Origin of the sequence: Bradyrhizobium sp., assembly GCF_050014615.1 — a bacterium.
Taxonomy (GTDB): domain Bacteria; phylum Pseudomonadota; class Alphaproteobacteria; order Rhizobiales; family Xanthobacteraceae; genus Bradyrhizobium.
Window position 1 is genome coordinate 1 of sequence record NZ_JBEKCZ010000041.1, and the last position, 14,468, is coordinate 14,468.

Sequence of the window (14,468 nt, forward strand, 5' to 3'; positions counted from 1 at the left end):
CGCCCATTTCGGCTCGGTCATGGTCAGCCAGCGGCGATACGCCTCCAGACGCCATTCCAGCATCCAGGCCGGCTCGTTCTTTTTTGCTGAAATAAACCGGACGGTATCTTCCGACAGGCCCTTCGGGGCCTTGTCGGACTCGATCAACGTCTCGAATCCATATCGATACTGGTCGACGTCGATTCGCCTGACGCGATCGACCGTCTCTTGTACGGCAGCCATTCCATCCTCCGCTCGCGGTTTCAAGGACCGCGGTGGATCAATTCCGCAACACTATTACGATGTTTCACCGACGAAATCACCTGCTTAGAACCGTTCAAGCTGTGTTTCGTCGCTAACCCCTAAGTAAGGTACCTTCGAGCTTTCGCCAAGCCTCAAGACAGCGGTCGACGTCCGCGTCCGTGGTGGACCAGCCCAGACTGAGCCGCACCGCTCCCTGGGCCAATTCGGAGCCGAATCCCATGGCTTCCAGCACATGTGAGGGCTGCACCTTGCCCGATGAACAGGCGGAACCCGAGGAAACCGCGATCCCCGCGAGGTCGAATCCAATGACCGCGGTCTCCGCCTTGAGGCCGGGAACCGTAAACAGCGTGGTATTGGGCAGCCGTGGCGCGCCATCGGCGAACACGATCGCGTCAGGGGTATCCCGCAGGCCATTTTCGAGGCGATTTCGCAGGCTTTCGAGACGGACCGCATCGCTGTCCCGACTGTCCATGGCGGCCTTCACGGCGGCTCCGAACCCCGCGATTCCCGCGACATTTTCGGTCCCCGCCCGTCGGCCCAGCTCCTGACCACCACCGCGCAGCAGCGGCTCGAACCCGAGCACCCCCTCGGCCAGGACCACGACGCCCACGCCTTTGGGGCCGCCGATCTTGTGCGCTGACAGCGTCACCAGATCGGCATTCATCTCATTGATACTAAATGGTATTTTTCCAAACGCCTGGATCGCATCGACGTGCAGCAAACCGCCGGCCGCATGAACCATCGCACCGGCCTCCGCCACCGGCTGCACCGCCCCGGTCTCGTTGTTGGCCAGCATCAACGACACCAGCATGGGGGGCCTGCCGGCAAGCATCTCGCGCAGGTGGTGCAGGTCCAGCAGACCCGAACGGGTGACGCCGACGGTATCGATGGCCTCCGACGGAAACCGGCCGCCCGCGAGCACCGAGGCATGCTCGATCGCCGAGACCACCAGCCTTTCAGCCGGCAGGCCAGAACCGCGTCGAAGCCCTGATGCCAGCGCCAGCGCGTTGGCTTCGGTTCCACCCGACGTGAATACGACGTTGCGCGGCTGTGCCCCGATCGCGCCGGCAACCCTCGCCCTGGAGTCCTCGACCAGCTTTCGGGCCTGGCGGCCCTCGGCATGGACCGATGAGGGGTTGCCGCAGAGATCCCACGCCGCAGCCATCGCCTCGCGCGCCTCAGGGCGGAGCGGCGTGGTCGCATTCCAGTCGAGATAGACCCGGTCAGGCATAGACGTATTATAATACCTTCAATGGATGATTTCGGACCCGCATGCCGGCTGATCCGGCGCGTCCGACCTTATGCCAAGTGGCGATCGCCATGTCTTGAGGCAATCGGCCGGCTAACGCTTTGAACGCGTTGCGGGATGTTCATGAAGCTTGCTTTTGGCCCCTCGCCTCATGCTAGAACGCGGCCTCCAGTTCACCGAGCGCCATCAGCTCAAGCCCGACGACGCCTGATCCGCCCCCTTTATCCTTGCCAAGGCTTGGTCTGCGAACAGCCAGACGAACCCGGCACAAAGGCGGTTGATTTGCCAAGCGATCAATCAAGGGATCCAGATGCCTGAAGTTATTTTCACCGGCCCCGCAGGCCGCCTCGAAGGCCGTTACCATCCCGCCAAGCAGAAGAACGCGCCGATCGCGATGGTGCTGCATCCGCATCCGCAATTTCACGGCACGATGAATCATCAGATCATCTACCAGTGCTACTATGCGTTCGCACATCGCGGATTTTCCGTGCTGCGTTTCAATTTCCGCGGCGTCGGCCGCAGCCAGGGATCGTTCGATCACGGCACCGGCGAACTTTCCGATGCGGCCTCCGCGCTCGACTGGGCGCAGACCATCAATCCCGAAGCGCGCGCCTGCTGGGTCGCCGGCTTCTCGTTCGGCGCCTGGATCGGCATGCAGCTTCTGATGCGCCGGCCGGAGGTCGAGGGCTTCATCTCGATCGCGCCGCCCGCCAATCTCTACGACTTCTCGTTTCTGGCGCCCTGCCCGTCTTCCGGCCTGATCGTGCATGGCGAGAAGGATGCGGTGGTGCCGCCCAAGGACGTCAACACGCTGGTCGAGAAACTCAAGACCCAAAAGGGTATCGTGATCGACCAGCAGATCATCCCCGGCGCCAACCATTTCTTCGACGGCAAGCTGCAGCCGCTGATGGAAACCGTGACCGGTTATCTCGACATGCGGCTCGCCAACGTTCGCTAGGAGCTGGATCGGCGATGGGCTCGTTCGTGGCTTTGCTGCGCGCGGTCAATGTCGGCGGCACCGGCAAACTGCCGATGAGCGATCTCAAGGACCTCTGCGAGGAGCTTGGGTTCGCAACCGTCCGCACCTACATCGCCAGCGGCAACGTGGTCTTCACCAGCCGCAAGTCCGAAACCGCGATCAAGACCGCGCTTGAAAAGCGGCTGGAAGCCTATGCCCGCAAGCCGGTCGGCGTGCTGGTGCGCAGCGCCGCCGAGATGGCCCGGGTGCTGGCGGACAATCCATTTCCGAAGGCCGCGCCAAACCGCACCATGGCGGTGTTCCTCGACCAGGCGCCGCCGGCGGACACCCTGGCCAACGTTCGCGGCCGGCGGGACGAACAAATCCAGTTGGGACGCCGCGAAATCTACATCCATTACGGAGAAGGCATGGCGGCGTCGAAGCTCGTCATTGCCGCCGCCAAAACAGGAACCGCGCGCAACATGAATACGGTGGCAACGCTGGCCCGGATGGCTGCCGAATCCTGAGGGCGAAATCGTGCGACTACGCTGAAGCTTTGCCGTTAGCTGATAGCAAGGCTGCCATGCGCGGCGCAGCCTGGTTCACGGCCGGGCGATCAGCCCGCCCGTCATCGGAATCGGGACGCCTGTTGTCGCGGGATAGCTGAGCGGGAGGCCCTTCAAGCCCCGTGCTGCCAGGAAACCAAAAGCCTGCGCCTCGATGGCATCGGTCGACCATCCCAGCGCGTCGGCGGCCTCGACGGTGGCCGGCGCCAGCCGCTCGCGCAGCATCCGCAGCATGGTAAGATTGCGCGCGCCGCCGCCGGCCACGATCCAGCTCTGCGGCGCCTTCGGCAACAGCGGAACGATCCGGGCGATCGCGGCCGCCGTGAAGGCGGTCAGGGTCGCGGCACCGTCGGCCGGAGGCATGTCGCGCAGCGCCAGCGCGGCAAAATCGTTACGGTCCAGCGACTTCGGCGGCGGGCGCACAAAGAACGGATGCTGCAGCGCCCGGGCAATCCAGGCTTCATCGGCATGGCCCTGGGCGGCCATGCGGCCCTCGCAATCGTACGGCTGGCCGGCGACGCGGTACATGAAATCGTCGAGCAGGGCATTGCCGGGCCCGGTATCGCAGGCGATCAGGGTATCGGCACCATCGATATAGGTGATGTTGGAAACGCCGCCGATATTGAGCACCGCCATCGGCCCTTCGCGCTCCAGCGATTGGGCCAGCGCGCGGTGATAGACCGGCACAAAAGGCGCGCCCTGCCCGCCGGCGGCGACATCGGCGGCGCGGAAATCGTGCATGACAGGGATATGGATCGCCCTGGCGAGCGCGGTGGCATCACCGATCTGCACGGTCATTTTCTGCGCCGGCCGGTGCAGGACGGTCTGGCCGTGAAAGCCGACGATATCGACGTCCTCGCGCGCGATGCGGTGCTGCGCGGTAAAGGACGCGACGGCTTCGGCATGGGCGAGGGTCACCACGCGTTCAGCCTCGGGCAGGATGCCGGGCCGCGCGTCGCGCTGCGGCAGGTTTACGGCCTCCGCCAGGGCCTGGCGCAGCAGATCACGCTCTTTTTCCGTGTAGGGACGATAGCCTGACGGGCCGAACGCCTTGACGCGCTTGCCGTCGGTTTCGATCAAGGCGACATCGACCCCGTCGAGCGAGGTGCCGCTCATCAGACCGATTGCCGTCAACATCATCGCCCTGGTGCCTTCGCGGCGCCGGCCCCGGGCGCCCAGCTTGTATCGAACCAGTACATCTTATAATGCCACAGCGCGCCGGGCAGCGGCAGCCTATTCCGCAGAGTTCCGCAACTCGTTACAAATACCGTGAAATAAGAATTATCAGAGTCGCACAGAAATGACCGCCTTCAAATCTGATTTTCTCAATGTGCTGCAGGAACGCGGATTCATCCACCAATGTTCCGATTTCGAGGGCCTCGACGCGCTCGCCGCCAAAGGTCAGGCGACCGCCTATGTCGGCTACGACTGCACCGCACCGTCCCTGCATATCGGCAACTACCTCACCATGATGATGCTGCATTGGCTGCAGGAAAGCGGCAACAAGCCGATCACGCTGATGGGCGGCGGCACCACCATGGTCGGAGATCCCTCGGGAAAGGACGAATCCCGCGCCCTGCGCAGCGTCGGAGAGATTGAGGCCAACAAGGCCAGCATCCGCGGCGTGTTCGCCAAGGTGCTGCGCTACGGGTCGGGAGCGAGCGATGCGGTCATGCTCGACAACGCCGAATGGCTGACCAGACTGAACTGGATCGAAATGCTGCGCGACATTGGCCGGCATTTCTCGGTCAACCGCATGCTGACGATGGATTCAGTCCGCCTGCGCCTCGAACGCGAGCAGGAGATGAGTTTCATCGAGTTCAACTATATGGTCTGCCAGGCCTATGACTTCGTCGAATTGTCGCGTCGCGTCGATTGCCGGCTGCAGATGGGCGGTTCGGATCAGTGGGGCAACATCGTCAATGGCGTCGAACTCGGCCGCCGCATGGGAACACCGCAATTGTTCGCCCTGACGACCCCGCTGCTCACGACCGCGTCGGGCGAGAAGATGGGCAAGACCGCCAAAGGCGCGGTCTGGCTCAACGCCGACGCGTTCAGTCCCTACGAATTCTGGCAATACTGGCGCAATGTCGAAGACGCCGACGTCATCAAGTTTCTCAAGCTTTTCACGATCCTGCCGATCGGCGAGATCGCCCGGCTCGAAGCGTTGCAGGGCGTCGAAATCAACGAAGCCAAAAAGGTGCTGGCAACCGAGGCAACCGCTCTGCTGCACGGCCGCGACGCGGCCAACGCCGCATCCGATACGGCCCGGCAAACCTTCGAGGAAGGCGCGATCGCGGAAAACCTGCCGAGGGTGGAAATCTCCCACGGCGAACTGGAAGCCGGCATCGGCGTGCTGGCGTCGTTCGTCAAGGCGGGCCTTGTCGCGTCGAATGGCGAAGCACGGCGCCAGATCAAGGGCGGCGGTCTGCGTGTCAACGATGCCGCTGTCACCGACGAGAAGATGGTGCTGAAACCTTCCGACCTCACACCAGAGGGCGTGATCAAGCTGTCGATGGGCAAAAAGCGCCATGTCCTGCTCAAGCCTGCATAGGCGCATTCGCTTTTGACACTTGCCCGGGAGCGCGGAAACGCGCTCCTTGCGGGTGATGGATGAAAAAACGCCAGGGAAAATGCCGGGGGAGGATGTCGTTGCGAAGCCGCTGAAACCGGCGCGCGTGGCGCTGAACGTGCTGGCGCTGTGCTTTTCGCTATCGGTGCTCGGCCGCGGCCTCGGCGAAAGTTTCACGGTCTTTCTCAAACCGATCTCGGAGAGTTTCGGCTGGGACCGCGCCCAGGTGGTCTCGGTCTATTCGCTGTCCGCGCTGGCGGGCGGCTTGGCTTCACCGCTGATCGGCCGGCTGTTCGACTATTCCGGACCACGCAGCGTCTATTCGCTCGGGCTATTGCTGCTTGGCGGCGCGTTCCTGTTCGCCGGGCATGCGCAGCAGCTCTGGCAGTTCCAGCTCAGCCTTGGCGTTTGCGTCGGCGTCGGCATCGCCTTTATCGGCAACGTTCCGAACTCGATCCTGCTCGGCCGCTGGTTCGGCCCGCGTTTGCCGACCGCGATGGCAGTGGTTTATTCGGCGACCGGCGCCGGGGTGTTGATCCTGCTGCCGGCGTCGCAGGTCCTGATCGATCATCTCGGCTGGCGCGGCGCCTATCAGGTTTTTGGCGGCGCGGCGCTGTTCCTGCTGGTGCCGCTGTTGATCCTGCCGTGGCGGCTGTTCTCCGGCGGCTCCCCCCATCTCGCCAGGCCCGACGCCGCCGATTTCGTCGACCAGGGCTGGACCCTGCTCCGCGCGCTGCGCCACCACGCGTTCTGGGCCCTGTTCTCGACCTTCTTCTTCACAGCGATCGGCATGTATGCGATTGCGCCGCAAGTCGTCGCCTATCTGATCGACGTGGGTTTCCCGCCATTGCAGGCCGCGACAGCCTGGGGCTTCAGCGGAGTCGTGCTTTTGTTCGGCATGCTCGGCATCAGCTGGCTCGACGGCATCATCGGCCGCAGGCCGTCGGTCCTGTTCAGCTACGCGCTGTCGATCGTCGGGATTTTTCTGCTGTGGCTGCTGCAATGGCATCCGAACATCTGGATACTGACCGGCTTTGTCGTCTGCTTTGGCAGCATGATCGGCTCACGCGGCCCGCTATTGACGGCAACCGCGATGAAGATCTTTCGCGGCGAGCGGGTCGCCACGATCTATGGCGCCATTTCAATCGGCAGCGGACTGGGGTCGGCGTTCGGTTCCTGGAGCGGAGGGCTGATCCACGACTGGACCCACAGCTATAATCCGCTGATCGCGTTCGCGCTGGTCAGCGTACTCTGCGGGATGATCCCGTTTCTGGTGGTGCCCGCGCTACGGCGCTGACCGGACCGGGGATTCGCCGGTCAGTTGTTGTTCGAGGGAAATTCGACCGGATTGTTTTGCTTGCCGGTGCCGAATTCAAAGATTTTCCGCAGTACCCCCGGCGCCATGGCCGAGATCGGATTAACGCGAAGCACCGGCTGGCCGAGTGTGCCGACGACCTCGTAGGTCATCCCGAACAACCCTTCATTGCTGCCGCCGCCCAGAAACAGCCCCAGCACCGGAATCTGGCCGAACACGTTGTTGATCCCGTACAATGGAACGAAAGTGCCGCTCATGCGCACCTGGCTTGCGGAATCGATAGTGCCTTCGATGGTACCGCCGATTGTCAGCCCTTTCAGGACCCCCTCCCGGATCGTGAGCTGGCCATTTTGCCGGGTAAATTCCGCGCGCAGTCCCGTGAAGGCAACGCCGCCTTGCGCGCCGGTCGCCCCGCCCGCCGCCAACCGGTCGAGCGCGGCCTCGCCCTTGATCGAGAAGTCGCGAACGCTGATCAGGCCCTCTTTCGCGCTGGGTTCGACGGTCGGCGGATCCATCGCCAATTGAAGCTGGCCGCCGACCAGCTTGGAGTAAGTGTCAACGAAGCGGAAGAATGCGCCGGCGTCATTGGTCTCGAGATAGATCACGTCGCGTCCCTGCGCGCGGCCGCGCAAATCTCCCGTCAGCAGCGTATCGCGTCCAAGCTTGCCGCTGAGCGCAAAGCTTTTGATGGTTCCGTTGCGCCGCGATAATTTGGCATCGACGCTGCGCAGCGCTTCGCCAAAATAGCCCGCGACCGCGCCGAGCTTGATGTCCAGATCGAAATCGACGTTCTTGGCCTTGCTCTTGGGGTCGGCTTCCTTGCCCGAAACCGCGGATTTGAGAAAGCCGCGGCCATCGAACACGTCGCCGCGCATGACGACTTTGAGCGCGCCATCGGGGCCACGATCGGCCCGCAGCGAGGTCTTGTCGCCTTCGGACGGCGAATAGGTCGGGAAGTTCACGTTCATCAGGTCGCCGTTCTGATCGACTTCGACCGATCCCTTGATCGACACGCCGCCGCCATCGACGACGATGTTTTCAAGACGGGTGGACTGCGGCGTCTGGACCACGTTAAAGACGGCCCGACTCGATTTGCCCGGCAGCTTGACCCATCCCGGCAGGATATTGTCGAGCTTCAACGAGGTCAGATCGGCGTCGATGCCGAGGCGGCTGTCGCCTCCGATCTTGCCGATCAGCTTGATCGGGACTGCGCCACTGACCGCCGGTCCGAGATCGAACCCGAGACGGGCGCGGCTGGCGTCGTCGAGCGTCGCCTGCAGTTTGATGTCCGCATCGCCCTCGCTCGGCTTGCGGTAATCGAGCGAGGCCGGCTGCCCGTTGATGCGGACGTCACCCTTGACCTGATAACCCCCGTTGTTGGCGACGACCTTCAGCGCGTTGGCTTCGAGCTTTTGATTCATCACCAGGCGATCGGCGGCGAATCCGCCGAGGTCGGCGGTAATGGCATAGGTGGTGTCGGCTTTGGTCAGTTCGCGCTTGATCGGCAGGCCGAGCGTGACCACCGCGGAAACCGTTCCCTTGCTCGAATTGGGATCGATCAAGGTGCCGGAAAATTCGCTGAGCCTGTCCAAAGCGAGAATCTCCGCCGCCGCCGGTACCGGGCCGTCGATCCGGAATTTAACCCGGGCCGGAGACGGCTTCGGTGCCATATCCGGCACCTCGAAAACAAAATCTGAAATGTTGAGTTTGCGGCCCGTGGGCGTGTCGACCGCGGCCTGCCCGATGGTCACCGTCGCGGTGCGGCCCGTGACATGGGCCTTCAAATCCGCGTCGCGCACCAGCGGCAAATCATCCACCGGCCGCAATGTAACTCCGGTACCGACGATGTTAACCGCGAGGCCGTCGTCGGGAATCGGCGGGCCTCGCCGCGAAAGGTTTCGAACCGGCGAATTGATGCCAATCTCGATGCGCTGCAGCGAGCCGCGTTCGACCCGGCCGATCACCCATTCGCGCACCTCCGGAACGGCCAGGGTCGGCCAGATCCGCTTCAGCGCGGAGGCCGACATCGGCGTTCCCGCAAGACCGAGCTGCAGACGCGGTTCCGCCGAATAGTCGACGCTGCCGCTTCCGGCGACGCCGATTTCCCCGTTGCTGATGTCGGCCTGGGTCAGCAGCACCCGCCGTTTTTCGGTGTCGAAACGCAAATTGATGGCGATGCGATTCAAAATCAGCGGCGGTTCGTTGTCGATTCCGGCCAATACGATGGTGCCGCCACTGAAGCCCATCTGCCAATCGTTGACGCTGTCATTGGGCGGCTCAAGATGCGCGAGCAGCGTGATCCTGTTCGCGCCGGAGAATATCTTGAAAGGGGCCACCAGCACGCGCCGTCCGGCATCCCATTCGACGTTCACTTCGATCGAATCGATCGCCATCGGATAATCAGGCGTATCGCTGTCGATGATGTTTCCGGCGCCGGTGGTGATTTTGCCGCGGAAATAGGTCGGCAGGCCGTCGCGGCCCAATTCGCCCTTCAGTTCGCCGGTGAGCAACAGATCCGCGCTGTAGGTCAGGTCCTTCAGCCGCAACACCCGCAGGATATTGGTCGTCGATACCTTGTCGGCGCGAATATCCACCGATCGCACGCCGTTCGCGGCGGGGCCGACCGCCACCCGAAGCGACCAGGCATGGCTGCTCTCTTCCCCGACACTCAGCACCACGCCACCGCCGCTGGGCCGACGCAGACTGAGGGTGATATTCTGGAAATTCCACTTGTTGCCGCGCTGCTGATCGTCGACGATCAGGTTGCCGTTCTTCAAACCGATTTCGTTGAGATTTTGTCCGTCGAGCCCGGTCAGGCTCAGGCTATCGAGCCAGTCAAGGCCGGCCAGCACTCCGCTCGTGGTATCGCGGCTATTGGGGGCCACCGACGGCGTGTTTGACTGCGCACCTGATGGCGGCGGAGCAACCGGGCTGGCAGGCGTCGCCGCCTGGATTTGACCTGACGGTGACGGCGGGCCGCCCGGCTGTCGCTTTGAGGTGACGCCGGTCGCGAGCGGCCGCGCGTTATCGCCGGTGGACACGGTCACGTAGCCGTCCGGCGTGATGCGCACCGAAAGCTCGGCGTCCACCAGATTGAGGCTCTCGGCGCGAAGCCGCCCCATCAACAGCGCGGAGCCTGAAAGCTTCACCTCGGCTTTCGGCGCGCTCGCCACAATGGCATGGTCGCGATCCCTGACGATGATGTCGCGGATGCGGACAGCGATGCGAATCCGGCCGGCGCGCTCGATCTGCGTGCCGCCGACCTCGACGGTATTGCCGTGGCCGATATTTTCCTCGATCGCCTGGGCCAGCCATGGCGTCGCCATTTCGAGGTTGATCGGACCGGCGCCAAGCCGCCACCAAAGCCCGCCGAAGCATCCGGCAAAGATCACCAGCAAGGCGCCAATGACGACGGCTAGCCGTTTCACCCAGCGTTCACTGGCGACCCACCGGCGAAGCGCTCCGAGGCGATCGCCGAACCGGTGAAAGCGGGAGTTCGACCTCGACAACAGCCGGCGCGCCCGATGACCCGCCGCCTCGTCGTGTTCCTGATCCCAACCGGCATCATCCCACTGCGAGAGCTGGACGTCAGCACGCGGATTTGACCCCTGGGGCGACGTATTCCTTGCCATTGCCTCTCGGTGCTGGCGCTGATTGTCAGATTGATCGCCGCCAAGGCTTCGCCCGTCGACACGCAACGAGCGCTCCCGTGCCGGCATTGCTACCAATCCTCACCTATAGCGTTGCTCGTCATCCGACCCAAGGAGCACGTTCCAAGGAGCACGTTCCAAGAGACACATTCAACGAGCGGATGGGTGGTGCGTCGAATTCCTTGTAAGCTTATTCAGAGGCCATCAGACTCACCTGACAGTCTGCTCGATTCCAGTCTGCCTCAATACCCCAATGATTGATCCGCGGAAAGCGACGAAAGGAAGGCGTATGTCCAAGAAAACGCGCAAGAAATCCTCCAAACCCGCGGCCGGGAAGGCGATCCGCACCCGATCGGCGATGCCTGCGAAAGCGGCGCCTTCGAAGGCACGCAAGGCGACTGCGACCAAGTCAGGCAAGAACACAAAAAACAGGCGAACCGGCACCCCGACCGCAAAAGCATCGCATAAGGCCCCGTCGAAAAAGTTAAAATCATCCAGCCCGGAAAAATCAGCGCCGCCGACGATTGCGGCACCGAAGGCGGCCGCCGCCAGGCCTGACGCTGGAACTCCGCCCGTGAGGAAGCTGCCGGTCGAAAAGGCCGGCGGATCGCCCGCTCCCCGCGTGACCCCTTCCGCACCCGTTTCAGTCCACGCTTCAGTCCACGCTTCAGTACCCTTGGCCGAGGGCGCAAAGGCGCCGGCATTCAGCCTGCCGCGCGACGGCGGCAGCACGGTCTCCCTGAAGGATTACGCCGGCCAAAAGCTGGTGCTGTTTTTCTATCCACGCGCGGACACTCCGGGCTGCACCAAGGAGGCCATCGACTTCACTCGCCTGGCGAGCGCGTTTGCGGACAGCCAGACCGCGGTCCTCGGGGTTTCAGCCGACCCGTTAAAGGCACAAGAAGCCTTTCGAAACAAACACCAACTCTCCACTCCTCTTGTTTCAGATGAGCAACACCAGATGTTGGAGGCTTATGGTGTGTGGGGCGAAAAATCCATGTACGGCAGAAGCTTCCAGGGCATTCTTCGCACAACGGTTTTGATCGGAGGCAATGGCCGCATCGTGAGGATATGGCGCAATGTGAAGGTCGACGGCCATGCCGACGAGGTGCTCGCGGCTGCCCAAGCTGGCTGATTTGCCGACTAAATTGCGGGCCCGCTGATTTGCGGGTCCGCTGATTTGAGAGCCTCGTTCGCTAAAAATTAACCATGAGAAGGTCAAATCACTTCCGTAAATTTGGCCGTACGGAACTCGCCTCCGACCGGCGCGGGAGTGCCGATGTCGTACCGTTCCGGTCATTATACCGAGTATCCCCAGCACCATCCGCACGACCAAGGCAGGCTATCCGCCCGTCGTCCGGTCGCCACCAGCCATGCCGCCCCGGGTACCGCGCAGCACGCACAAGCTGGCTATACGCTGGTGCATGCCGGCAAGCAGGTCCGGTTCGGTCCGGTGGTGTTCTGGATCGTGATCGGCACCGTGACGGCGCTCGGCATGTGGTCGGCCGCGACCGCGACCTATTTCGCGTTCCGCGACGATGTTCTCACCCGGCTGATCGCACGCCAGGCGGAGATGCAATACGCCTACGAAGACCGCATCGCGGAACTGCGCGCGAAGGTGGATCGCACCACCAGCCGACAGTTGCTGGATCAGGAACAGTTCGACCAGAAGCTCGAACAGGTCATGCGCCGCCAGACCACGCTGGAATCCCGCGCCACCGCGCTCGGCACCATTCCGGATGTGCAGGTCACCGGATCGATCAGGGCCCCTTCGCGGGGAACAACCGATCCGGCCCCGTCGGGCGTGCCTAAACCCTCCCCGATCAGCGACACCGTCATTTTCGTGGCGCCTCCGGATCGCGAAGCGCGCCTGGAATCGCGGGCGCCGCTGGTCACCACTCCGCAGCCGAACAAGTTCGCGAAGATCCAGGGCGTCGATAATGTGATTGTCCGCCTGCAGACCTCGCTCGATCAGGTCGAGGGCCGCCAGCTCGCGGCGCTGAGCTCGGTCGAAGACGGCATGGAATCGCGGGTGCGCCGGATGCGCGGCGTGTTCAGCGATCTCGGTCTCGACATGACGCAACTGGAAGCCGCGACCCCGCGCGCGGGCATGGGCGGTCCCTTCGTTCCCGTCAAGCTTGCCGCCGACGCCGGTCCATTCGAGCGTCAGCTCTACCGAATCAACATCACCCGCGCCCAGGTGGAACGTCTCAACCGGACCCTTGCGCTGGTGCCGTATCGAAAGCCGGTGATCGGCGAAGTCGAATTCACGTCCGGTTTCGGGGTCCGCAGCGATCCATTCCTCGGCCGCCCGGCCATGCACACCGGTCTGGATTTCCGCGCGGCCATGGGCGATCCCGTGCGCGCCACCGCGAATGGAAAAGTGGTGTCGTCCGGATGGGCCGGCGGTTACGGCCGCATGGTGGAAATCGACCACGGCAATGGTCTGTCGACCCGCTACGGCCATCTGTCGGAGATCAGCGTCAGGGTCGGGGACCCGATCAAGATCGGGCAGGTGATCGGCGCCGTCGGCTCAACCGGCCGGTCGACCGGTCCGCATCTGCATTACGAAACCAGGATCGACGGCGAAGCGGTCGATCCGCAAAAATTCCTGCGCGCCGGCGTGCGGCTGAGCGCGGGCTGAAGCCGCGGCACGACCCCTGCTCTGCGTTAATCCACATCCTCGACCGCGCCGGGCGATACACCGAAAGCGCGCTGCGCCAGCGTCGCCGCCATGAATTCGTCGAGGTCACCGTCGAGCACGCCTGAGGTATCCGAGGTCTGCACCCCGGTGCGCAGGTCCTTCACCATCTGATAGGGCTGCAGGACATAAGAGCGGATCTGATGGCCCCAGCCGATATCGGTCTTGGCGGCCTGGTCGGCGGCGGCCTGCTCCTCGCGCTTCTTCAATTCGATTTCGTAGAGCCGCGCGCGCAGCATGTCCCACGCCTGCGCCTTGTTCTTGTGCTGCGACCGTCCGGCCTGACAGACCACCGCAACCCCGGTCGGAATGTGGGTGAGCCGCACGGCGGATTCGGTCTTGTTGACGTGCTGACCGCCGGCGCCGCCGGAGCGCATGGTGTCGGTGCGCACGTCGGATTCCTTGATGTCGATCTTGATGCTGTCGTCGACCACCGGGAATATCGCGACGCTGGAGAACGAGGTGTGGCGGCGCGCGTTGGAATCGAATGGCGAGATCCGCACCAGCCGGTGCACACCCGCTTCGGTCTTCAGCCAGCCATAGGCATTGTGGCCGCTGATCTGGATGGTGGCGGATTTGATGCCGGCTTCCTCACCCTGCGTCTCTTCCAGATATTCGATCTTGAAACCGTGCTTCTCGGCCCAGCGCGTATACATCCGCAGCAGCATCGAGGCCCAGTCCTGGCTTTCGGTGCCGCCGGCACCGGCGTGAACCTCGAGGTAGGAATCGAAGCGATCGGCCTCGCCCCCCAGCAACGCCTCGAGCTCGCGGCGCGCGACTTCCTTTTTCAGGGCCTTGAGCGCGGCCTCGGCCTCGGCCACCACGCCTTCATCGTTCTCGGCCTCGCCGAGTTCGATCATGCCGATATTGTCCTCGAGCTCGCGTTCGACCTTGCCGATGCCACTGAGCGCGTCCTCCAGCGAGGTTCGCTCCTGCATCAGCTTCTGCGCCTTCTGCGGGTCGTTCCAGAGATTGGGGTCTTCGGCGAGCTTGTTCAGCTCCGCCAGGCGTGCCGTGGATGCATCGACGTCAAAGATGCCTCCTCAGCAGCCCGACTGACTGCTTGATCTCTTCAACGAGGCGTTCGACTTCAGCGCGCATGGCTTCTCTGATCTGCGGCGCAAGCCGCTATTGCAGGGTGTGAGGGATGTAGCGGCGAAGGCCGCAAAGCGCAATCGGGCTCGTTCTATTTAAGTGTTTTCTTCGTGCCAACC

At 63.3% G+C, this 14,468-nt stretch carries 10 protein-coding genes and 1 pseudogene; 6 read left to right on the plus strand and 5 right to left on the minus strand.

Translation table 11 applies throughout. The features are described 5' to 3' along the window. Both ABR948_RS09245 and ABR948_RS09250 read right to left on the minus strand, forming a co-directional pair. Positions 1-222 (minus strand): annotated as a pseudogene (locus tag ABR948_RS09245) (Fe-S cluster assembly protein SufB); the annotation flags it as partial. 112 nt (positions 223-334) lie between these two features. Further along, the gene (locus ABR948_RS09250) at positions 335-1,474 is read right to left on the minus strand and encodes a cysteine desulfurase family protein (RefSeq protein WP_428116204.1); all 1,140 of its coding nucleotides are present in this window, start codon (positions 1,472-1,474) and stop codon (positions 335-337) included. 328 nt (positions 1,475-1,802) lie between these two features. Here ABR948_RS09250 and ABR948_RS09255 point away from each other — a divergent pair, with 328 nt between their 5' ends. Both ABR948_RS09255 and ABR948_RS09260 read left to right on the plus strand, forming a co-directional pair. Beyond that, positions 1,803-2,450, plus strand: coding sequence for an alpha/beta hydrolase (locus tag ABR948_RS09255; protein WP_159009389.1), 648 nt, complete (start codon positions 1,803-1,805; stop codon positions 2,448-2,450). Positions 2,451-2,464: 14 nt separating this feature from the next. Next, positions 2,465-2,977: a DUF1697 domain-containing protein gene (locus ABR948_RS09260; protein WP_428116207.1), complete on the plus strand. Its 513-nt coding sequence runs from the start codon at positions 2,465-2,467 to the stop codon at positions 2,975-2,977. A gap of 75 nt (positions 2,978-3,052) precedes the next feature. Here the strand turns inward: ABR948_RS09260 and ABR948_RS09265 are convergent, their stop codons facing one another. Next, a complete protein-coding gene (locus ABR948_RS09265) occupies positions 3,053-4,156 on the minus strand; it encodes an anhydro-N-acetylmuramic acid kinase (RefSeq protein ID WP_428116210.1) in 1,104 nt (367 codons plus the stop codon). 160 nt (positions 4,157-4,316) lie between these two features. On the opposite strand from ABR948_RS09265, the gene tyrS reads away from it, so the two are divergent. Then, complete coding sequence (gene tyrS, locus ABR948_RS09270) at positions 4,317-5,570, plus strand: tyrosine--tRNA ligase (protein WP_428116213.1); 1,254 nt, start codon at positions 4,317-4,319, stop codon at positions 5,568-5,570. A 55-nt stretch (positions 5,571-5,625) separates the two neighbouring features. Then, a complete protein-coding gene (locus ABR948_RS09275; RefSeq protein WP_428116299.1) occupies positions 5,626-6,885 on the plus strand; it encodes an MFS transporter in 1,260 nt (419 codons plus the stop codon). Between the two features lie 20 nt (positions 6,886-6,905). Here the strand turns inward: ABR948_RS09275 and ABR948_RS09280 are convergent, their stop codons facing one another. Then, positions 6,906-10,622, minus strand: coding sequence for a hypothetical protein (locus ABR948_RS09280; protein WP_428116215.1), 3,717 nt, complete (start codon positions 10,620-10,622; stop codon positions 6,906-6,908). Between the two features lie 220 nt (positions 10,623-10,842). Between ABR948_RS09280 and ABR948_RS09285 the strand changes: the two genes are divergently transcribed. Both ABR948_RS09285 and ABR948_RS09290 read left to right on the plus strand, forming a co-directional pair. Then, the gene (locus tag ABR948_RS09285; RefSeq protein WP_428116218.1) at positions 10,843-11,688 is read left to right on the plus strand and encodes a peroxiredoxin; all 846 of its coding nucleotides are present in this window, start codon (positions 10,843-10,845) and stop codon (positions 11,686-11,688) included. A gap of 144 nt (positions 11,689-11,832) precedes the next feature. Then, positions 11,833-13,197, plus strand: a complete 1,365-nt coding sequence (locus tag ABR948_RS09290; protein WP_428116221.1) for a M23 family metallopeptidase — start codon at positions 11,833-11,835, stop codon at positions 13,195-13,197. A 26-nt stretch (positions 13,198-13,223) separates the two neighbouring features. Here the strand turns inward: ABR948_RS09290 and prfB are convergent. After that, a protein-coding gene (gene prfB / locus ABR948_RS09295) for a peptide chain release factor 2 (RefSeq protein WP_428116223.1) occupies positions 13,224-14,355 on the minus strand; the annotation gives its coding sequence in 2 pieces (ribosomal slippage) (positions 13,224-14,285 and positions 14,287-14,355; 1,131 coding nt in all). Between the last annotated feature and the right edge of the window lie 113 nt (positions 14,356-14,468).